Here is a 21,805-nt window from a genome sequence, read left to right on the forward strand (position 1 = left end):
AGAAAATACAGTAGCATGTGAAATATTAGAATATTTCAATTTCATTCCGTTTATCTTTAATAAACGGAAAAGTACAGGTGCTCTTCATTTGTTATGGAAGAGCTCGTGAGATAGTGTGGAAAAGTCAAAATTTAAAATGTCCGGTAGCCACCGGACATTTTAAATTTGAAGAGATACGATTACATTCGGTTATTTTTAAAACGTGACAAAAAACTATTTGCTTGATCTTTGTGTCTTTGGTTTGGATTTACTTCGAGGTACAAGTATCCATTCAGAAACAATAATATGTACCCCTATGGCTAACCATAAACCTGTTTCTAAAAGTCCAGCAAAGACTTCGGGTGTTGCGGCAACATCAGATGTTACCCCGCGAAGCGAGCAGTAGAGGGGAACCAGTAGTTGGGCAAAAATACGTGCACTAACAGCAACCAATGTGAGTCCATAGTTTCGAATCATCCATTCCCGGTGTTCCTGAATTTTTTTGTTGCGAATGGTATGATAGGCTTTCCAAGCAGAATAAAGCCAAAGTATATTTAAAAAGATAAAGCCAATTTCACGAGTGAATGTTTCTGTATAAAGAGCTACTCCAAAACCAGTTAATCCTCCAAGAAGTATCCCCACTAAGTAAATCTTTCCTAGAATTCGATGTAGGCTCCTGTTTTTTATCCTTACGCTTTGGGAAAATTGAAATGGTCCGATTGCCATGGATAAGGCTGCGAAAAAAATATGAATGATCAGAAGCGGGTATTGAATAGATGATTCTTTGCTGATTTCAATTCTGCTATGGGTTGGATCTAATTGCACATAGGGTGCAATGAAAAAAACGGTTAGACCTAGAACGATGATGGATAAGAAGCCACCAATAATTTTTCCTACATATTTCATGCTGTTTTCTCCTTGTTGTTGTAGTACATGTGTTTATTGGTGAAAGAAGCGATAAACTTCTTGGTCAATCCATTTGTTTATATCTTCCGAACTTTTATTGACTAGTCGATTCACTAATATATCATGCCAAATATAGTCTTCAAATAAATAAGCGTGCACTGGATCTTCTGTATAAAATGCATTTCCTCCCTGTAAAATAGAATGACCATAGAAAATATGTTTTCTATCAATGGAAAGAATAAACCATTTATTTTCATTTAGTTCGTTAATAAATTTTGTTTCACGATGTGGCTCAAGTCCCGGGAGTAACTTTGTTCGTTTGAATACGATTCCTTTAATGCTACAATCTTGTTGTTTGGCTTTTAAGTCATCTTCTAACTGATCATACATATTATCCCATAAAGAGACCGTAATTTGATTCTTCGCATTTGCAATTAGGCTCCTGCAAAAAGTTAAAATTTTATCTTTATCTTTGATCGTAGTAAGGGTTAGTTCTTTTGTTGGAACCTCTTGTTCTAGTTTTTTCAAACCCTCTTCTACTAACTGAAAGGATGTTTCCCATTGATTTTGAGCGGATTGTAGGAAGACATCCACTGGTAAGGGCTGGTATAATATCTCCTCGTTCTTTTCTATTTGTAATACTATTCCTCGAGTAACCAATGTTTTCAGAATTTCATAAATTCTTGCTCGTGGAACCCCAGAGTCCTTACTCACTTGATACGCATTTGCCATTCCCAATTTTACTAATGAAACATAAGCCTTTGATTCGTATTGATTGAATCCAAATTTCTGGATTGCTTGAAGTAATTGATCCAAATTCACACCTTCTTAGACACTATTAAAGTAGTAACTAGTTACTATCATAATGGTAACTAATCGAAATTGCAAGAGTTTAATAATAGATAGAATAATGTTTATATTTATAATATGAATAACATATCCCTGAGAGGATAGATGCTAATTTACCATTTATATTCCATAAAAAAATCCCGATACCTTTTGGTTTGGGGATTCTTTGTGTTGAATGGAATTATTCCACTTGGTGAGTGCTTAACTCTCTTTTTAGAAATGTACTTTTGATCCTAATCAGAAGAGGTTAGTAACAGAAAGATGGTGTCAGGGATGGATGGTTACTGGTGTACCAATGCTAACTCTTCGACTAAGATCTTCTACATCTCTGTTATACATGCGGATACATCCTTTGGATACCATTTTACCGATAGAGGCTGGACGATTTGTGCCATGGATGCCGTAACCGGGACGGGATAGTCCCATCCATAGTGTGCCATAGGGACTTAGTGGTCCGCCAGGCCAACTGTATGGGTAAGGGACTTTGTTGACAATCACATAATTGCCAGTGGGGGTTCGTGTGACCATTTTACCGATCCCAATTAAATAGCTTTTGATCAGCTTATTTCCTTCGTATAAAAATAGACGTCTCTTTGATAGAGAGATGTCAATGAGAGGCACAGTCACCCGCTCCTTTTACATCAGTATATGGGTGGCGGAGTGTTGAGGTGAAATATACGTTTTTAAGGAAATGCATCAAGTGAAAGGATAGAAATTACTTGCATTATTTCTATCCAAGGGAAGTGAGGCATATTTTAAATCATTACCATGAAAATGGAGGTAGGATGATGTCTGATCCCTTTGTAGCTCGTTCTTTAGATGAAATTCGTTTTTGGTCCCGTATTATGAAGGAACACTCTCTTTTTTTGAAATTAGGTTTCCGATGTGAGGATACCAAATTAATTCAAGAAGCTGATTATTATTATGCTGTATTTGAGGATATTGAAAATAGATCGCATGCGTTTCCATTGGAAACAGACCCCAAAAAAATAAAAAGTTTTAATGAAAAGGTTATCGTTGCCGTTACAGGTATTTGGGCATTTAAAAGAAAGGTGCTGGGTTTGGTTATTCGTTGTAAGCTTCCCGGGCAAAATAATTTTCCTTTATTAATTGACCATGTGAGCAGGGAAGCAAATTATTTTAGAAAACGACTAAAGGAGCTGAATAAAGGAAATCTAGCACCGTTACAAGACGCCATTATTAAAGAAAATGTGTTCTTTTTACGTATTATGGCGGACCATGCTAAATTTATTGGTCACTTACTTGACCCTTCTGAAAGGAAACTTGGGGATCTAGCAAGGAACTTTAGTCATGATTTTGATCAATTACTATTCCAAGCAAAAGATCTAGAATCGATGTGCCCTCAATCTCAGACAGTCCCATTGCTTGATCAATTCCTTGATCAAAATCGAGTATCAGTAAAATCCTTGCGAGATTTCAAAAAAACGGCACGCGATTTGATCGAAGAGTGTCGAATTAAAAGTATTATTCATCCTTTATTAGCTGATCATGTTTTCCGTGAAGCGGAAAGATTTCTTGAAATTATTGATATGTATGACGAACATTTAACACAAGTATGATGCTAACAAATCTTTTCATACAGGTTGATAGATAGAATATAAGAAAGCGCAGATAAATCAGGGATTCATTCTTATCGATTATCGAAATAGTTAACTTTTTTCTTATTCATTTCAAAAAGAATGGTGAAAATCGTGCTCACCGTTCTTTTCTATGTCATCAGGAAACTTGAGGTTTGGCTATTTTAAAAGTTAGGAACAGGTGGTAAAAAAGATGAATAGACCACACAATGTAGTCAATTGGGATCAAATAAAGTGACTAGATTGCTAGGAGAAGTCGTTTTACGGCTTTTCATTTTTCTCTATAAAAAGAGTAGGAGGAATAAGGATTTCTCATATAAGCAAGAAATATCTAAGTTTGTATCGGTTTCTTAGAGTAAGTTTTATTGGGATTAGATCTCAGAGCATCAAATTTCAGATAAGAGGAGATGATGAGATGACAACGATATATGTATATCGCGACAAAACCTTTTTTCGAAAAATGGAATTAGCCCTCACTGGGAAGGAACAAATGAATGGTCTTCTTGGTCGTACAACTGCGGGTAGTGGATTGTTTTTTATGGGAGCATCAGCAATTCACACCTATCAAATGAAATTTTCGATTGATGTCGTTTATTTAAACCAACAAGGACTAGTAATTGGTATAGAGGAACACTTAATGCCGAACCGAAAAGGCGCATATTTTGAAAGATCGATGCATGTAGTTGAATTTAATGCAGGTACCATCTATGATAACCAGATCGCACTTGGAGAACGATGGGATTGGCAAATCAGCATATAACATATGTATTGCTCCATGGGAAAGGATACTGTTCAACAGAAAAGAAGAAGATTTTATTATTACAGGATGCTTGAAATGACTTAAGTGGTGGAATACACAGCATGGTAGAGGATCCAGGAGGAGAAAATAATTTTTAAATATTCCTTTACAGGAATATTCTCTATGTGGTATATTCAATATAGGAATTCGACATGGAGTGTTGTTACGAAGTCAAGTTGTAGTCATGTAGCACTGCTTGTGTACAGTCAAAATTTAGTGAGAGATGGTCAGTACGGTACATAGTTGAGAAAGATCATAGTAAGGAAATCGTTTAGGAGAAAAAAACAAATCAAAGGGGAATTTAACATGAGAAAAGTGATTGTATCTATGTATGTGTCATTGGATGGCGTAATCGAGAACCCAGCTTGGACTGCTCCCTATTTTAATGAAGAAATTGGTAAGTTTCAAAATGAACTTTTATTTTCGAGTGGAGCTCTATTGTTGGGTCGAGAAACGTATCAAGGTATGTCAGAAGCTTGGCCTACTATGAAAGACGAAGATGGTTTTGCTGACAGAATAAATAACATGCCTAAATTCGTTGTTACCACTACTTTAGAAGAAGCGAAGTGGAATGCAAGTTTTATCAAAGAAAATATTGTGAAAGAAGTAAAGCAGTTAAAACAACAGCCTGGACAAGACCTTCTAATCTATGGAAGCAGTAAACTGATCCAAACCTTGATGCAACATGATCTTATTGATGAATATCACCTTATCGTTAATCCAGTTATAGTCGGTAGTGGAAAGCGCTTATTTAAAGAGGGAAGCGAACAGAAGGATTTGAAACTGGTAAATACAAAGACAACTGATACAGGTGTTGTCATTCTTTCCTACCAATCAAAGAACAACTAACATCAAAAATGTGCGACACGGGGACGGTTCCCGTGTCGCACATTTGTTCATCATAGACCAATCACAGCAAATAAACATCAGAGAAAGGGAATGAAGAAGCTATCCATTTATTATTTCAAATGAATAATACCTCACTATAAAATAAGAAAAATTTTGTCATAGTTAGAAAAAAATTGGTGAAATATAAGTATTTAAAGAGTGGGGTATTAAATTAAGAGTAAATAACAAAAAACGCCTGACAGCAATCAGACGTATTCGTTGGAGTATATTTAACTATTTTAAAAGGATCTAATTCTAAGGAGATACTCTTGATGCTAATATCCATACGGTTTAGGAATAGGCATATCCTTGTGATGTAGCCTAGCTTCAATCCATATTCTCATTATTTCTCGAATGGTGCTGTGAGCTTGTTCTTCCGTCAAGGTTATAACTTCACAATTTGTAAACTATAGGACGGATGCTTTATAGGACACAGTACCCCATTCTTCGAACCGTTCGATATGGATTGTGTAGGGTAGAGACATATAATAGTCTACTGTATTCTTATTTGTCATATTTATCTAAGCAAGGGTAAAAGGGTGAAGGATAAGTAGTGATTTGTACTTTAAATACAGGTTTCCAAACAGCGGCAGTGTATTGTGTATTGGTTAATATAATAATCTGATTATTGAAAAATAGAGTTTTCAATTGTTAATTTTGATAAATGAATACGAAGATGATTAGAGTTTTGGCGCAACTATTCCCTTACTCAGGTCACCTCCTTATATATTTATATTACCAAATAAAGTGTGAATAGTCAGTAATATACATCATATTGGTTTCCAGCTTAAAGAAATGAGTGACAAAACGACTTCTTTGGATGGATTATGGGTACGGATAGGTGTTTGCTCTTTATATACAGATTCCAATCCGTACTACGGGTTTGGTATAAGGAAGGAAATTCCAATAATAAGTTTATCTTTTTTTAAGAATTTATTTAGGAGGAGTTTACGTTTAAGCACTAACATAATTAAGGTATTAACGGCATTCGATAAGGAATTATTAGTAGGAAACATAATAAATGCCGTAAGATGGTGTATTTTATATGAAACTGGCTAACAATATTTACGGATGTATCTTGATCCTTCAAAGTTGTGTCTCAAATAAACAATGGAGATCCAAATAAAGAGAAGGAACAAATTTTGTACAAACAGGTCAAAATAGCCCTGAATAATAATGAGGAGCCGATAAAATGAACAAAACAGCAAAAATATTATCAACTGCATTCCTTGGTATAACAGTATTAGTAACTGGGTGTAGTACAAGCACACCAGACAATCAAATTACACAAAAAGAGCAGAAACAAGAACAATTTGTAAAAGTGAGTAATAAAGAAAAGAAAAAGAAATTAACTGCGGGACAAGAATTCGCTAATATTCTTAGTAGCACAAATTGGCAGGGTACAAGAGTGTATGACAAAGATAAAAATGATTTAACAAAAGAGAATGCTAATTTCATCGGTCTTGCGAAATATGATGTGAAATCAGGAAGATATGAATTTTTCGATGCGAAGACAGGGAAAAGTCGTGGAGATAAAGGAACATTTTTTATCACCAATGATGGGAAAAAGAGAATATTAATTTCAGAATCCATGAATTATCAAGCTGTTGTTGAAATGATAAAACTAAATAAGGACATCTTTACTTATAAAAGAATGGGAAAAGATGCTAATGGCAAAGATGTAGAGGTATTTGTTGAACATGTTCCCTATAAAGAAAAAGAGCTTTCATTTACTGATCCGGACAAGCAGTTGAACACGACTACAGGAGATATTGTGAAAGACATCGATGGGGATAAGATTTTAGGTAGCACCCTATGGCATGGAACAAAGGTATTAGATGAAGGCGGCAATGATGTCACAACGTATAATTCTAATTTTATAAGTCTGGCAAAGTTTGATGATAAGACGAATAAATATGAGTTTTTCAATGTTGAAACAGGCAAAAGTCGCGGTGATTATGGCTACTTCGATATTGTGCACGAAAATAAAATAAGAGCTCATGTTTCCATTGGAGTTAATAAATATGGTGCTGCTCTAGAACTTACCGAACTTAATAAGAATAAATTTACGTATAAGAGAACTGGTAAAGACAGAGATGGCAAGGACATAACAGTATTCGTTGAACATGAACCTTATAACGGTGATCTAAAACCAAAATTTAGTTTCTAAAAAGCATCGATTAAGATCATGAGGGAATGGTTAAAATCCATTCCTTTTTTTGTGTTTGAGATGGGAAGAAATGCAAGTGAGCAACAAAAGAATCATTTTTAGATCGTGTAAGTACAGGAGGAATAGGTAAAATTAAAACGTCCGGGACAACCAGACGTATAGGAAATAAGAAAGAAATGAAGTTTAATAAAATTCTCAAGTTAGTGGTATTCAAATGACTAGCATTACCTTGCGCATCCATTGCTTTCAAGAGATCAATCTGTGTGCTACTATTATGAACAAATCATGATAAGAATTCACAGTCTATCTCTTGTCTTTTCCTGTTTTATATAGCAATCAGAGATTGTTCGTAACTGAATTCATCATTTGTTTCACTAAAACTCGATTCTGCTCTTTGAAAATGTCATTATGAGAAGAGACCATTGCCGTTTTATTTGCTTGGGGTTGAATATATTGTTTCGCTTTGTTTACTGCATTTGCAGCATCTTGAAAACATCCAGCTATCAAATTCAACTTTCCATCATGCATTAATATATCCCCCGCAGCATAAAAACCATCGATTGATGATTCACTAGTTGCAGTTCCTTTAATATAATAATTATCTACTAGTTCCACGTTAATTTTACTGTTATGGATTAAGGAATTATCATTATCAAATCCATGGCTAATGATCACTTCATCCACTTCTAGATGGGAAACTGCATCAGTAGCTTTATTTGTCAGTTCAACACAATTTATTGCTTCTTGTTTCTTACAAGCCATTAGTTTTGTAATAGAAGTATGGAAAAGAGAAATGATCGAACTCTGTTTTATTTGTGTTCTCTGTGCTTCATGACAAGTAAAATCATTTCTTCTACAAGCCAAATATACTTGTTTGGCAACTGGCTGCAATTCATTTGCCCAATCAATTGCAGCGTCGCCTCCTCCAGAAATGAGGACAACTTTATCTTTGAATCGTTTTAATGACTTTACAGTGTAATGTAAATTAGACATTTCAAATTTACTAGCATCTTCTAATGTTAATTTTTGCGGTTGTAAGATACCACTTCCAATCGCAACAATAATGGTTTTGGAATAATGCGTTTGACCAGAGGAAGTTTGCAATACAAAAATTTTTTCTTCATCTTGGTGAATGGACTCTACTTTTTCATTTAGAAGTACTGTTGGATGAAATAGTAACCCTTGTTTTACAAGTTGATCTTTGAATTGTTCACCCGTGATAGGTGGTTGACCGCCAACGTCCCAAATCATTTTTTCAGGATATACATTCAATTTTCCACCTAATTCCGGTTGGAACTCAATGAGCTTTGTTTTCATTTCTCTAAGCCCACTATAGAAAGCAGAGTATAGCCCTGCTGGGCCACCTCCGATTATTGTTACATCAAAAAGTTCTTGCTGTCTCATAAACTCTCCCTCCAAATAGTGAAAACGATTCTCATTATCATTAATGTAATGTTTTTTCTTCTTAACTTCAATGTTTGAATGAAAATTTTTTTAAATTTGTTGGTGATTTGTGTTTGTACTCGGCTAGATATCACCATCCAAAACCTTGATATAAAGGGTTTTTTTCTGTTTAGGATCAGATATTATTTTCTAAAAACAAACATTGGTGATTGTGTAACCACTGTTGTACATCTATCAAATGGGATAAAGATAGGAAAAGAGACAACTATTCTATAAGTTGTCTCTTCCTGAAAAAAAATTTTTATTATTTTGCAATCATTTCAAATTCAATACTAAGTATTTTCACACCAAAAAACCAAAAACGGTGGGTAACTTGTAATCTTCCATAGTCATCGACCCAGATGAGGAAATGCTCGTTTAAAGGCAGACGTATGGAAAAGTTTTTAAGCATGAGAAAGTTTCCCTCATCACCCATGCCACCTCCCCTTGGTATAGAAGTGAGTTGCAAGGCTCCATCGATACCATGTTCAAGCCGATAGACAGTTGCTCGATTTGCTTTGTTTATAGGGTAAGTTATGTTTAAATAGCGTTCGTCATCTTGCTTATGATCTGTATAAATACCTACAAAAAATGTTTCGTCTGAATCTTTATAACTACAGATCCAGGCATGTAATCTTTTATTCCAATATTGTTCATTATTGATAACACTGACAATTTCACTTTCCATACATTTTACTTTTTCACTAGGAGAAGGAACGTTCGTCTGTTGTATTTTTTTAGACCAAGCTTTATGGAATTTTTCAAAAAGCCAAGCGGCTTTTGTCCAGTGAGCATGGATGGCAATATCGTATAACAAAGTATTTTCCAAGAAAGACCTTACTTTTGGATGTAATAGGGCAGGGATAAAGTCGTTTCTTGCAAATTTATCTAAATTATGCATAATACCAGCGTGTGATGTTCTTTGATCTTCATATCCATTGCGCTTTAGGAAATCTTTCCTAATGTAGGTATCTCCATTTATATTGATGTGAGGGAGTTGATATAAATTGTTTTTTTCTGTTGGTTTTCGAAAATACCAACCAAAAATACCTAGTAAAGATCCTATCGCAAGTGGTATATCATGATACTAAATCCATTGTTCACTGTTTATCCAAGTATGTCCTTGTAATTGGAATATGCCTTGGATAGTAGATAAAACAGTTGTTATGGACATTACAATCGTAGATAGCTGGATACAAATGCTGGTAATGGTATTCTTTTTTTCAACATGCAAGAAAACAAAATAACTATAGATGGATATACATATAGTATAAATCCATAGCCCTACGTTTTGAATCCAAGGACCAGTAAGAATACCGATTCCGATGATAAGTGGACTAAGCATGGTACCTCTAACAACCCATCGATAAACATGTCCGATTTTTTGGTCGAGCGGAAGCAAACGTCCAACAAATCCGATAAATACAGTGGACACAATAGCAGTAAAATGAAAGTGGATAGCGGCCATAAACAGATGGTGACTGATCATTTTATCACTGGTAAAACAATACAGACTGAGTGTAATTCCACCTAAGTGAGCATATAGAAAGCTAGTATCAATAGCGTTTTCTTCTATGATATACCAACCACGTTCGAGAAATCTCCTTACTCCATAAACAAATAATGCTAGTGTAAAGACAGCCCAAAGTATGGATAGTAATCCAGAGATAATACTTCCTTTTGAAAATAAAAGTGCGGTGCCTATCGTTACTGCTAAATAAAGGTGACTCTTCAAAAGAAAAGCATGATAACTGGAACTGTTTTCATCACGTTTTATCGTGGGAGTGAGAGAAAGTAGTATTGGTATCAAGAAAAAGATAGAGACCAAGAGTACCCTTTCTAGACCATCCACAAGCAAAACGAAGATAACCCATAAAAAAGTAGAGATTAATATATTTCCGAAAAAAGAAGTTTTCATATAATGTAAAGTTCCTTTCCTTTTTCTGAATAGTTTACCACTAAGGAAAGGTAAGTAAATATACGAAATAGAAAACTTAAATGAAGGGTGCTTACAGGAAATCTATATTGGCAATCTAGTAGCAGCAAATAAAAATGACTATATATTTAGTCATTTAATTGTAGGATTCAATGAAAATAGTCCACATGTTTCATCGCCTATTGGTACAGATTTAAGGTGAACACTATTAATGACTTACTGTCTGGTATAATCCGTTATTTGTGTAATTATTTATCTGAACCAATCTAAAATGATTTTACTATAAAATATGCCAATAGTTGGTATTGGCATGGAGAATCGTGGTAATTAGAAGAACGAATAAAGTTTTTCTTAGCATTCACATTTTCGTATCTTAATTTATTGTCGTTCCTTATTTGGTAAAAGGTTACTCGTTACACTAATATCAATCCTAGTGTGACGAAAGAAGTCTAAGCAATATCTTTGGTATTCTTTATCTTCTTTTAGACATTCTACACACTTCTCAAAGTGGTGTCCGATGATATTAAAATCTTTACCATTCGAATATAGGAAGGAGACACCTCGTGTTCCTTATCGCAAGTTTTGCATTTGTACATATCCGTTCTCGAGGAGATATTTTTTTCCAATAACGGTTATATTAAACGAAAATGTAGGTACGAGAGGATATGTAGTATGTTTTTTTTAAAGAAACTATTTACAAATCATCAAAAGAAAAAGCCATCTGAGGAAACAGTTGGATTATATTCTTCTTTAGCAAAAAACTTAAACTATCTACAAACAAATTTGTCTCATTCGAGTGATTTGAAATGGGAACAAATCAACTTTAATAATAAAAAGGGTATACTTATCTATTTGGAATCTGTGACGGATCGAGAAAAAATCGAAAAAAAAGTTATTTATCCGTTACACAAAAAGGCTGAGGGTGTGATCGAAGAAATACTCCCTATTGCTCAATTTAAGAAGATAGCTCATCTTAACAAACTTCCTCTTCTATTAGTTAAAGGGAATTGTATCCTAATATTGGAAGGATTGCATGAGGCATATGTAATGGGTGTAATGCCGAGCTATAGCCGAAGTATATCAGAACCAAGTAATGAACAAGTAGTTCGTGGGGCACATGATGGGTTTATTGAAAACTTAACCACTAATCTTTATTTAATTCGTCATCGTATCGAAAGTACAAAATTGAAGGTGCATTACTATGAAGTTGGGGAAATAACGAAAACCAAAGTAGCTGTTTTGTACATGCAAGACATTGTGAATCCAAAATTAGTAGCTGAGGTTGATCGTCGTATTACTTCCATTTCTACAGACACCATTGCTTCTACTGGAATCATTGGTGAATTTATTGAAACTAGTCCATTATCTCCTTTTCCTCAAATTTTATATACGGAGAGACCAGATCGAACAGCGGTAAATATTATGGAGGGACGTGTGGCTATCTTAACAGAAGGGGATTCATCAGCAATGATTTTACCTGTTACGATATCTGCCTTCTATCAGTCTCCGGATGACTACAACAGCAAATGGATTATTGGGTCTTTTATCCGTTTGATTCGTCTAGCTAGTATTCTAATCGCATTTCAACTACCAGCTGTCTATATTGCTGTAGTTGGTTTTCATCCTGAAATCCTACCAACTGAATTGATCTTTACTGTGCAAAGTAGTGTAGGCAAGGTACCATTTCCTCCTATTTTAGAAGCAATTTTGATGGAATTAACATTAGAAGTAATCCGAGAAGCTGGACTTCGTCTGCCTAGTCGTGTTGGACAAACAATTGGAATTGTAGGTGGTTTGGTAATTGGTGAATCGGTTGTGCGGGCTGGTTTGGTTTCTTATCCGATGATTATCGTTGTCTCTTTAACGGCTATTGCATCGTTTGTTGTACCCTCTCATGAAATGAGTACTGCTATTCGAATCTTACGCTTTCCTCTTATGGTTTTGTCTGCACTTTTTGGTATCGTTGGAATTTCCGTTGGCCTTTTATTCATTTTGATTCATTTGTGCAGGTTAGAAAGTTTCGGTACACCCTTTCTTGCGCCGTTCTCTCCTTTACGAATGAAAGATTTAAAAGATACATTTGTTCGGTTCCCGATTTGGAAATTAAATCAACGCCCTCACGATATTCATCCCCAGAGAATGACCCAAGAGGATTATTCGAGAGGTTGGGATGCAGATGGTCAAAAAGAACAGTAGTATCACCCAAGGCCAATTGATGTTTTTTATTTTGCAGGCACAAATTGGAGTTGGAATCTTATCCCTACCTCATGTTCTCCAATTAACAGCGAAAGGAGGAGCTTGGATTTCCGTTTTGTTTGCAGGATTATTTTTGCAATTGGTCATTATCATTCATTGGGCACTCTGCAAATTGTATCCCTCTGATAATATTTATAGTTTCTTACCCAAAATAGTTGGAAAATACTTGGGGAATTTATTGAGCTTGATTTATAGCGGGTACTTTCTTTTTACTGCTGGGATGATTTTAGTGAGGTTGCTGGAAATTATACATAAATGGATGTTGCAAGAAACACCGAAATGGGCGGTATTAATTTTAATTCTTGTCCTTTCCATCTATTTGGTGAGAGAGAATTTGAGAATCATCACCCGTTTTTTTGTCATCACTTCATTTATCATCGTCGTCATGGTGATACTTTCTTTGGTTGGTTATATGAACGTAGATTTTACCTATATTTTTCCAATCACAGAAGCTGGATGGGTCAACATTTTAAAAACAATCAAAGATGCTACACCTGCCATGCTAGGGTTTGAGATTCTTTTAGTCTTTTATCCGATGGTGGAAGGTCAGAGCAATGGAAAACTAAAAGCAGTATCTGTGGCCAATCTTTTAACCACACTCTTTTACACATTTGAGGTATTTACGAGTTTGATTATTTTTAGTCCAGAAGAACTTCCGCTCGTTCCAGAACCAATGCTGTATATGTTAAAGGCTTTTTCCTTTCATATTGTTGACCGAATTGATCTTCTGTTCTTAGCTTTATGGTTTGTGATAACGTTTACATCTTTGACCGCCTACCTTTATGCAGGGATAGTTGGATTAGGTCAGCTATTCCATAAAGGTCAACATAAAAAATCATTATTATATGTACCTTTTATTGTTTTTCTTATATCTTTCATTCCTGATGATACGTTTACGATTTTGTATTATGAGCGAATGATTTCTGTCGCTTTCCGTATTTTGATCATTGGACTTCCTATTTTCTTCCTGATGATTGGTTATGTAAGAAAGAAAAGGAGGGAACAAACGATATGAAGAAATGGTATGTTGTATTAATCGGTTTTTGTGTCCTTCTTTTTCTATCCGGTTGTTGGGATCAAGAACTATTAAAAAATGCACGATTACTCTCGATAGCTGGATTTGATAAAGCTTCAGAAAATAAATTGTTTTCGACATATGTTTTTCATGATCAACCAATGAGTGAGTCCCAAGAGCCAAAAGATGAAATAAAAAGTGCAATTGGCAGAACGCCTAGAGAGACGCGAGATAAAGTGGACAGAAAGTTGTCTAACTATTTCCGTGCTTACAAAAATCGAGTCGTAATGATCGGAGAGGAACTAGCCAAAAAAGATATTTACCCCATACTTGATATTTTTTATCGTGATCCTCATAGTTCATTAAACGCAAAGATTGTGGTTGCTCAAGGAAAAGCAAGTGATTTACTAGCAATGAAAAAAGTGGGGAACACACTTATCTCTGATGAGATTCCCAAACTGATCGATGGTTCGGAAGAGAAAACACTTGTTACAGCGGAGAATATTCAATCCATCTGCCCTGTTCTATTTGATCCAGGAGAAGATATTTTGCTTCCTTATCTAACGAAAAAAGAAACGGACATAGAATGTGCTCAGTTGGCAATGTTCCACAATCGGATTTTTACTGGAGTTCTAAATCCAAATGAATCCACGATGTTTTTGTTATTGAAAGGAAGCCCCGGCAAAATAGCAAGAATGACGAGAGAAGAAATTGATTCAGACAATTCGAGCCCAATCACATTTGATGTGGAAAAAGCAAAACATGATATGCAGGTCAGGGTCCAACCAAAAGGAAAGATTGTTGTTACTTTACATGCAGATTGGAAAATTGGGATTACTGAATATGCTCAAAATCATCTAAACGAGCAGAAAATAGTGGATCGATTAAATCGGAAAATCTCGGAAGATATGACTCGTTTAGCAAGACAAACAATCAAAAAAATGCAAGAAGCACAATGTGATGGTTTTGGCATTGGCCGAAGAATCATTGCGTTTCATCCTCAAGTTTGGAAAAAAATGAAGGGGAATTGGGCGTATCACTACAAAAAAGTACAATTTAAAGCAGATGTAAAAGTGAAGATTATACATTCGGGTGTAATTAATTAAAGTTTCTCTGTTGCTTTCTTTATAGATCAAGCAAATAGCTTCTCTTATTCGGCTTTGATGCTAATTTATTTTAAGCTTTCTAGACATAGTTGGATGAATAACGAATGAGGGGATATCCATATCCAAATAGGACGGTTACCCCCTTGATTTTGTACCTTATACACTTATTGTTTTTTATTCTAACTCTTCATCATTCTCTTTGATTGATTTTTGAGTTTTATCATCGCTTTTATTCATTTTTAAAAGCATGTCGTTTACTTGTCCAGACAGTAACCAAACCAATTAGACCTAATAAAGAAAGTGCCCATGGAAAAGATCCTGCTCCCCATTGGACTAAAAGCATTCCACCAACAATACCTCCACCCGCAATGGCGATATTGAACACCGTTACGAGCATAGATTGTGCAACATCTGTATCTTCGCCTGCGGCAGTTGCCATTGCCGTTTGGAGTAATGTTGGTCCACCTCCAAACGTTAATCCCCAAGCAGCAATTCCGATGTAGATCAATATGGGCATTTCTTTTCCAATACCCATAAATAACGCAGACAAGGCAAAGACAGCAAGACTAATAAGTGTCAATTTTCGAATTCGTCCGTCTATCAACAAACCAGTAACCCATAGACCGACTACAGATGAGATGCCAAAAATGAATAAACCAAAGTCTAATTGATCAGCGATTTTATGGTAACCCATGAATGGTGCGATATAATTGTAGAGAATGTTGTGTGCCAATATCCAAACAAAGAGCACAAAAAGCACAGTGCGAATTCCTGGAAGCAGGAATATAGTATGCAACGGGCGCTGTTGATGTACTTTTTGACCAGGATAGTCAGGGATGGAAGTGAGTACCCATATAATTAAAATAAGCGCAAGAAGAGAGAGGATACCAAAGATTATTCTCCAATCCAAAATGGTTCCCAACCAAGTTCCTAATGGTACACCCAAAGATAAAGCAATAGGTTGTCCCACCATCACAATCGCTAGAGCTCTTCCATGTAAATGCTGTGGTACCATACGCATTGCGTAACCACCAACTAATCCCCAGATCAGTCCAGTTGCCATTCCAGCTCCTAAACGAATAATGAGTGTCAGTACATAGTTGGTCGATACAGCTGTTAACATATTCATAACAAATAACCCACTTAAAGCCATTAATAGCACTCGCTTTCTGGGCCAACTGCGTGTAATTGCGATAAGTGGAATAGCCGCCATCACCGAGCCAACGGCAAAAAGTGTCACAAGTTGACCGACTAGTGCTGAGGAAACATCAAGACTTTTGCCGATCTGAACCAATAATCCTGCGGGCATGGTTTCTGTCAGTATTGCGAGAAAGCCGGCCATCGATAAAGCTATTAGTTTCCAGATCGGCAATGGATTCGATTTGGATGTATTTGAAGAGATATGATCTACTAAGGAATGGTTTTCTGATATACTTATGTTCTTTCCAGTGGACATTTGATAAGCCCTCCTAGCCGGCATATAAAATTAATTATTAACAATATTCAAAAAATATTAATTTTCATCTATCATCTTATCTACAAACCGAGGATCATCAAGCAAAGGGCTCCCTACTGCTATAAAATCTGCAAGTCTGTCTGCTAAAATAGAATTCGAGAATGCTTTGGTATGGATCTTGCCTACAGCAATGACAGGAATTTGAACAAATTGTTTGATAATCGATGCATAAGGTACTTGGTACCCTTTTGGTGCAGCAAGCGGTTGAACTGGGAGTAGTCCACCTGATGATACATCAATGGCATCAATCAGAGATTCGATGTAAGTTAATGCATTAGCAACTTCTACTGGAGTCAGACCATCTTGATCAAAATCAGAAGCGGAGACACGAACGATAATAGGATATTGATTTCCAGTCACAGATCGTATCGCTTCTAATATTTCTTGAATCAATCGAACTCTATTTTGGATGGACCCACCATAAGGATCTGTTCGTTTGTTGGATAATGGAGATAGAAATTCATGCAGTAAAAATCCATGTGCCAAATGTAACTCTATCCCATCAAAACCTGCTGCTAAGCTCCTTTTTGCTGCTAAGCGATAATCTTCGATGATATTTTTGATATCGGTATGGTTCATTTCATTGGGGATGCCATAATTTTCATCATAAGCGATTGGGCTGGGTGCAATTAAATGTTTGGTTACTTCCGGAGCAGATTTTCTACCACCATGAGAAAGTTGAATGAAAATAGGAGTCTGTTTTGCATGAACGGCATCCACAATCTTTTTGAGAGGCTCTATATGTTCATTACTAAAGATTCCAATGTCATTGGGAACGAGACGTCCATTCGGTGAAATTGCAGTTGATTCTATGATGATTAGACTAACTTTTCCAGCTCGTTTGCTATAAAATTGGATATGGTGATCTGTAGCAAATGCTTGAATTGTTCCTTGGTATTGTTGCATAGGTGACATAATCAAACGATTTTTTAGTGTTAAGTTACCAATTTTCATGGGAGTATGAATGTTTATTTTCATATCGTTGCCTCCTTTGTTTGTATTTCTATCATACTGGTTTCATCGTATGGATTACATAGAAAAACAAAGGCGTTTGGGTTTCTTTTCTTTAAATGTATAAGTAAAAATAAATAATAACTTTAAATGTTGAAGATAGAGGAGGATGGGGCTGAAATGGATCACATTGATGCAAAAATATTGGAGATATTACAACAGAATGCGCGGACGACCATTTCACAGTTGGGACGAATGATCAACATGACCCAACCAGCGGTAAGTGAGCGAGTTCGAAAATTAGAGGATCAAGGAGTGATTTTAGGTTACCAAACTGTATTGGAACCAGAAAAACTAGGGAAACACGTAACCGCTTTTGTTTTGGTAAAAGCAAATAACTGTGGCAAACTCTTTGACTTTGGGGAGCAGTCAAGTGAAGTAGTAGAAATGCACCAATTGAGCGGGGAATTTAACTTTATTTTAAAAGTGATGACTTCATCGCTAAAAACATTGGATCGGTTTATTCATGAATGCAGTCAGTATGGCTTTACAACAACGATGACCGTTTTGTCTTCTCCTATGAAATCAAAAGTACTATCGATGGAGGAAGAATAAAAGGAGTCCATGATACTGACATATTCGTGATTATGTGATTGATTTGGAAAAACAAACCTAAGATAGGGACATATTGTGATAACTAAAAAGCAGTATTTCATTATTGAAATACTGCTTCAGTCTGACAAGAGGTGCTGTGTTATAGCCTCTTGTTTTTAATTATGTTTTAGTTATTAATAGTGTGCGGATAAATATCCTTCCGCATCACAATCTTTATATACAGCTGATCCTGTTGTACATTTGAGCATTATCTGATAATAGCCAACTGGACCACCTATATTGTCAAGGGCAGTTGACTTTCCTGATGCTACGTATCCATCTTTAATAATCTTTCCAGTCGATTGTGAAAATACTTTGTAGTAAACCTTATGACCAGAATAACTATTCACATTGATCTTCATCTTATAGCCTGATTGCAAATATATTTTTCCTGAAGTTTTACTAGAAGAGCCAGGGCTCAAAAAAACTTGCGTCGCGTATTCATCTGCAAACACATTAGAACTCAATGTGAACAACGCAAGCAATAATGAAACCAAAGAAAATAATCTTTTCAAAGCAAACATCCACTCCATCATATGTATTTTTAAGTCATTCATTTATCAAATAACCATATTTACAATTTTAACACTATTAAACCTTTTTGTGTAATATTTTTATCGATATGGCTTCGATAACTACTCTACTTGATAGTGGTTATTTTATAGGTTTCAAAAAGTACTCCCTTATGGACTATCTTAATTGTGGGTATTAAACGTGTATTTAAATTGTCTAATATATTTTTTAAAAAAACCAGTGACAAGATTCGTTTGATAGACCGCAAAGTAATTATGTTTGCTTAAGGGTTATTTATAGCGATAGATTTTCTTTCTCTTATAAATATGGACTATTGATTTCGATAGATTGCTCTTTTTTGGTCATGACACATATTTTTTTAAATGATGCATTTCAGATGATAATGATAAAAGAACGTTTGAAGTAAAAATCATTCATATTGTCTGTTATGATAGGAGTAAATGACGAATCAAGTAAAAATTATTATCGGATAAAGAGAACATCAAAGGTTCCTTTACATGACTGGAAACTTCGTTAAAGGGAGTGGATTTTTTGGGAAGAGATTTCAAGGAATATTTCAATGAGGATATGAAAGTTCGGTTTCATGCAAAACGATGTATCCATGCTGCACGTTGCGTAAAGGGATTACCAGACGTGTTTGATACAAAAAAACGACCTTGGATTAATGTGAATGGTGCAACTGCTGCTAATATTGCTGAAATTATTGAACGATGTCCAAGTGGCGCATTGGAATATACAAGATTGGACAACAGTGAACAAGAGAATTATGACAATGAAACGATGATGATAGAACAACAGCCATCAGATGTTATTTACCTTAGAGGAAATTTATCGATTCAAATAGGTAATGAAGTTGTCGAGAGTAATAGGGCCTCTCTGTGCGGATGTGGTTTGTCCAAAAATAAGCCTTTTTGTGATCTTAGTGGAGGTTGTAAATCATAACAATGGGGGGGTATCAGGATGGAAATTAAAAAAGGTACAAATAAGTTTTATATCAGTAACAACGAGAACCAGACATTAGCAGAGATACATTTTGTTCCAACTGGAGAAGAACGTATCATTGTTGATCATACTTATGTTTCTGATGAATTGCGAGGCCAAGGTATTGGAGAAAAATTGGTCAGCCATATCGTGAACTATGCACGCGAAGAGCATAAAAAGATTATTCCTTTATGCCCTTTTGCAAAAAAGGAGATAGATAAACATATAGAGTACCAAGATATTTTAAATAAGTAATACAGTTTTTTGGTCTATATTGTCCAGTTTAATAGCGAGTTAGGTGAAAATCTCATGGCTAAAAAGGTGACATGGTTAGAACTTTTCTATGATTTGGTTTTTGTAGCAGCGATTGCTAAGGCAACTCATGTGTTGGTGCATGAGAAAAATGGAGTCATACCTTCCGAATATTTATTCAAATTCCTTTTAATATTTGTCCCCATCTGGTGGGCGTGGGTGGGACAATCTCTTTTTATGAACCGATTTGGGGAAGACACCGCGAAGCATCGAATATTTATGGTGACACAAATGTTTTTTGTGTTAGTGATGACAGCCAGTTTAGATGTTGATTTCGATAAGTACTATTTAATATTTTTAATAGGGTATGTGGGGATTCGATTTTTAACGTCTTTTCAATACTTGTGGGTCAGTAAACGAGAACATGGAGCACGTAAAGATACAGCATTGTTCTTAGGTTATGGATTTTTAATCGGCATTGGTATCTCTTTATGTTCTTTATTTTTTGATACATGGATAAAATATTTGGTTTTATATATAGGTATTTTCATCGATATTCTTCTACCGTTACTCGGACGGAAGTATCTAAAGAAAGTATCTACCCATTTGCCTCATTTGTTCGAACGCTTTGGATTGTTCACCATCATATTATTTGGAGAGTCCATTGTTAGTGTCATTGTAATCCTTAAATTAGATAACCTAAATTGGCAAATCGTCTCTTTTGCTGTTGTGTCATTTGCACTTGTGGTAGCCATGTGGTGGCAATATTATGATCACTTAGAGAAGAAGGTAAATAAAAATTTAGCATCTTCTGGACAATCCATTATATATGGACATTTGTTTCTATCCTTATCTTTAAGTGTGATTGGAGCTATTGTTCAACTTACTATTTTGTATGAGATAAACTATCTATTTTTGTTGTTTATGATTTATGCAGCAATATTGCTATATGTTGTTTCTGTCACTTTTGCTTTTCATAAATACCAAGTCCAAAGGCATCCATTATATATTCGACACTTCTGTTTACTGATAGGTTTGCTCCTTTTGTTTTTGATTTTTGATTTAGTGGTAACAGTTCCGATCATCATTGTATTTATTCAAATCGGTATCTTTTTCATGCTTTTTAGAAAGGCAACCTCATAGCGGAATCATTTTACGTATTTTAGAAATGGTTAATGGATAAGCAAAGCAATGGCCAGATCTCTTTCTATTATTTTGATCTGGCTATTGTTTTTATAGTTGTTCTTTGTGCTATTTTCGATGTACTGATTTTATATAAATAATAGAAATATTCAAATATATAAGGGTTTATAGAAAAGGGACTATGCTATAATAAGTAGTATTACTTATATTTTCCATCTTGAACGGAGGAATCCGAATGGATACACAGGAAAACACAAATGTAACATCGTCAGAATCTTGTCATGCTGGTGATGAGCGGAAAAGCCATCACTCCGATAAAGTAAAGAAAAACTTGATCAATCGGTTAAATCGTATCGAAGGTCAGGTACGTGGAGTGAAGGGGTTAATCGAAAAAGATACCTATTGCGATGATGTATTAAATCAAATCGCTTCTATTCAATCGGCTTTAAATGGTGTTGGAAAATTACTACTCGAACAACATATGAAATCATGTGTGGTAGATCGGTTTCAAGACGGAGACAAAGAAGTGATTGATGAGCTTCTTATTACGATGAGTAAACTGATCAAGTAATCGTTTTTGACTAGAGGTTTAGAATTTTTTGTCGGTTCTGACCTATTACATAAGTTTGATGAAAACCGAGGCATTTTAGCATATGCAAGCATCATAACTTCTCCCCATTGGGAGAAGTATTTTTGTTGTTGACGAAACCCGAATAGTTTCGATTTGTTTCATTCACCGCGTAAAAGGATAAACAAGTAAAATTACTATTACGAGTTTCTTCGTTTTTCGATAGAATAACACTAAGTCTCATTCGGCATGTAATGAAGG

Annotated in this window: 21 protein-coding genes; 12 read left to right on the top strand and 9 right to left on the bottom strand. The window is 35.4% G+C overall.

Going from position 1 to position 21,805, the window contains the following annotated elements:
• Positions 1-213 precede the first annotated feature (213 nt).
• The 3 genes from A3GQ_RS24655 to A3GQ_RS0116385 all read right to left on the bottom strand — a co-directional run bounded on the left by A3GQ_RS24655 (position 214) and on the right by A3GQ_RS0116385 (position 2,355).
• Positions 214-885, bottom strand: a complete 672-nt coding sequence (locus A3GQ_RS24655; protein ID WP_051271939.1) for a DUF2306 domain-containing protein — start codon at positions 883-885, stop codon at positions 214-216.
• Between the two features lie 33 nt (positions 886-918).
• Positions 919-1,701, bottom strand: coding sequence for a TrmB family transcriptional regulator (locus A3GQ_RS0116380; protein ID WP_028777983.1), 783 nt, complete (start codon positions 1,699-1,701; stop codon positions 919-921).
• 300 nt (positions 1,702-2,001) lie between these two features.
• Positions 2,002-2,355 (bottom strand): L,D-transpeptidase, encoded by a 354-nt coding sequence (locus A3GQ_RS0116385; protein WP_028777984.1) that lies wholly within the window; start codon positions 2,353-2,355, stop codon positions 2,002-2,004.
• Between the two features lie 167 nt (positions 2,356-2,522).
• Between A3GQ_RS0116385 and A3GQ_RS0116390 the strand changes: the two genes are divergently transcribed.
• The 4 genes from A3GQ_RS0116390 to A3GQ_RS0116405 all read left to right on the top strand — a co-directional run bounded on the left by A3GQ_RS0116390 (position 2,523) and on the right by A3GQ_RS0116405 (position 7,189).
• On the top strand, positions 2,523-3,314 hold the full coding sequence (locus tag A3GQ_RS0116390; RefSeq protein ID WP_028777985.1) for a DUF2935 domain-containing protein: 792 nt from the start codon (positions 2,523-2,525) through the stop codon (positions 3,312-3,314).
• 433 nt (positions 3,315-3,747) lie between these two features.
• A complete protein-coding gene (locus tag A3GQ_RS0116395; RefSeq protein WP_028777986.1) occupies positions 3,748-4,092 on the top strand; it encodes a DUF192 domain-containing protein in 345 nt (114 codons plus the stop codon).
• Between the two features lie 345 nt (positions 4,093-4,437).
• Complete coding sequence (locus A3GQ_RS0116400) at positions 4,438-4,980, top strand: dihydrofolate reductase family protein (RefSeq protein WP_028777987.1); 543 nt, start codon at positions 4,438-4,440, stop codon at positions 4,978-4,980.
• 1,231 nt (positions 4,981-6,211) lie between these two features.
• A complete protein-coding gene (locus A3GQ_RS0116405) occupies positions 6,212-7,189 on the top strand; it encodes a DUF4822 domain-containing protein (RefSeq protein WP_028777988.1) in 978 nt (325 codons plus the stop codon).
• Between the two features lie 336 nt (positions 7,190-7,525).
• On the opposite strand, the gene A3GQ_RS0116410 is transcribed toward A3GQ_RS0116405, so the two are convergent.
• The 3 genes from A3GQ_RS0116410 to A3GQ_RS0116420 form a co-directional block, all read right to left on the bottom strand.
• The gene (locus tag A3GQ_RS0116410; protein WP_028777989.1) at positions 7,526-8,593 is read right to left on the bottom strand and encodes an NAD(P)/FAD-dependent oxidoreductase; all 1,068 of its coding nucleotides are present in this window, start codon (positions 8,591-8,593) and stop codon (positions 7,526-7,528) included.
• Positions 8,594-8,897: 304 nt separating this feature from the next.
• Positions 8,898-9,533 (bottom strand): hypothetical protein, encoded by a 636-nt coding sequence (locus A3GQ_RS0116415; RefSeq protein ID WP_028777990.1) that lies wholly within the window; start codon positions 9,531-9,533, stop codon positions 8,898-8,900.
• A 186-nt stretch (positions 9,534-9,719) separates the two neighbouring features.
• Complete coding sequence (locus A3GQ_RS0116420; protein ID WP_028777991.1) at positions 9,720-10,550, bottom strand: YndJ family transporter; 831 nt, start codon at positions 10,548-10,550, stop codon at positions 9,720-9,722.
• A gap of 690 nt (positions 10,551-11,240) precedes the next feature.
• On the opposite strand from A3GQ_RS0116420, the gene A3GQ_RS0116425 reads away from it, so the two are divergent.
• Genes A3GQ_RS0116425 through A3GQ_RS0116435 form a run of 3 tightly spaced genes read left to right on the top strand, consistent with a single transcriptional unit; the run spans position 11,241 to position 14,945 of the window.
• Positions 11,241-12,764, top strand: coding sequence for a spore germination protein (locus tag A3GQ_RS0116425; protein WP_028777992.1), 1,524 nt, complete (start codon positions 11,241-11,243; stop codon positions 12,762-12,764).
• On the top strand, positions 12,739-13,839 hold the full coding sequence (locus tag A3GQ_RS0116430) for a GerAB/ArcD/ProY family transporter (RefSeq protein ID WP_245596801.1): 1,101 nt from the start codon (positions 12,739-12,741) through the stop codon (positions 13,837-13,839). Before A3GQ_RS0116425 ends, A3GQ_RS0116430 begins: the two co-directional genes overlap by 26 nt.
• Positions 13,836-14,945, top strand: a complete 1,110-nt coding sequence (locus A3GQ_RS0116435; RefSeq protein WP_028777994.1) for a Ger(x)C family spore germination protein — start codon at positions 13,836-13,838, stop codon at positions 14,943-14,945. Before A3GQ_RS0116430 ends, A3GQ_RS0116435 begins: the two co-directional genes overlap by 4 nt.
• Before the next feature lie 229 nt (positions 14,946-15,174).
• On the opposite strand, the gene A3GQ_RS0116440 is transcribed toward A3GQ_RS0116435, so the two are convergent.
• Positions 15,175-16,401, bottom strand: a complete 1,227-nt coding sequence (locus A3GQ_RS0116440; RefSeq protein WP_028777995.1) for an MFS transporter — start codon at positions 16,399-16,401, stop codon at positions 15,175-15,177.
• A 57-nt stretch (positions 16,402-16,458) separates the two neighbouring features.
• Complete coding sequence (locus A3GQ_RS0116445) at positions 16,459-17,439, bottom strand: oxidoreductase (protein WP_028777996.1); 981 nt, start codon at positions 17,437-17,439, stop codon at positions 16,459-16,461.
• A gap of 153 nt (positions 17,440-17,592) precedes the next feature.
• Here A3GQ_RS0116445 and A3GQ_RS0116450 point away from each other — a divergent pair, with 153 nt between their 5' ends.
• Positions 17,593-18,027, top strand: coding sequence for an Lrp/AsnC family transcriptional regulator (locus tag A3GQ_RS0116450; RefSeq protein ID WP_028777997.1), 435 nt, complete (start codon positions 17,593-17,595; stop codon positions 18,025-18,027).
• 173 nt (positions 18,028-18,200) lie between these two features.
• Here A3GQ_RS0116450 and A3GQ_RS0116455 read toward each other — a convergent pair whose 3' ends face one another.
• On the bottom strand, positions 18,201-18,623 hold the full coding sequence (locus A3GQ_RS0116455) for a hypothetical protein (RefSeq protein ID WP_028777998.1): 423 nt from the start codon (positions 18,621-18,623) through the stop codon (positions 18,201-18,203).
• A gap of 508 nt (positions 18,624-19,131) precedes the next feature.
• Here A3GQ_RS0116455 and A3GQ_RS0116460 point away from each other — a divergent pair.
• The 4 genes from A3GQ_RS0116460 (at position 19,132) to A3GQ_RS0116475 (ending at position 21,547) form a co-directional block, all read left to right on the top strand.
• Positions 19,132-19,542, top strand: a complete 411-nt coding sequence (locus A3GQ_RS0116460; protein ID WP_037465276.1) for a (4Fe-4S)-binding protein — start codon at positions 19,132-19,134, stop codon at positions 19,540-19,542.
• Between the two features lie 18 nt (positions 19,543-19,560).
• The gene (locus tag A3GQ_RS0116465; protein ID WP_028778000.1) at positions 19,561-19,836 is read left to right on the top strand and encodes a GNAT family N-acetyltransferase; all 276 of its coding nucleotides are present in this window, start codon (positions 19,561-19,563) and stop codon (positions 19,834-19,836) included.
• A 54-nt stretch (positions 19,837-19,890) separates the two neighbouring features.
• On the top strand, positions 19,891-20,976 hold the full coding sequence (locus A3GQ_RS0116470) for a low temperature requirement protein A (RefSeq protein ID WP_028778001.1): 1,086 nt from the start codon (positions 19,891-19,893) through the stop codon (positions 20,974-20,976).
• Positions 20,977-21,211: 235 nt separating this feature from the next.
• On the top strand, positions 21,212-21,547 hold the full coding sequence (locus A3GQ_RS0116475) for a metal-sensitive transcriptional regulator (RefSeq protein WP_028778002.1): 336 nt from the start codon (positions 21,212-21,214) through the stop codon (positions 21,545-21,547).
• Positions 21,548-21,805 lie beyond the last annotated feature (258 nt).

Source organism: Shimazuella kribbensis DSM 45090 (genome assembly GCF_000428065.1).
GTDB classification, from domain to species: Bacteria; Bacillota; Bacilli; order Thermoactinomycetales; family Thermoactinomycetaceae; genus Shimazuella; species Shimazuella kribbensis.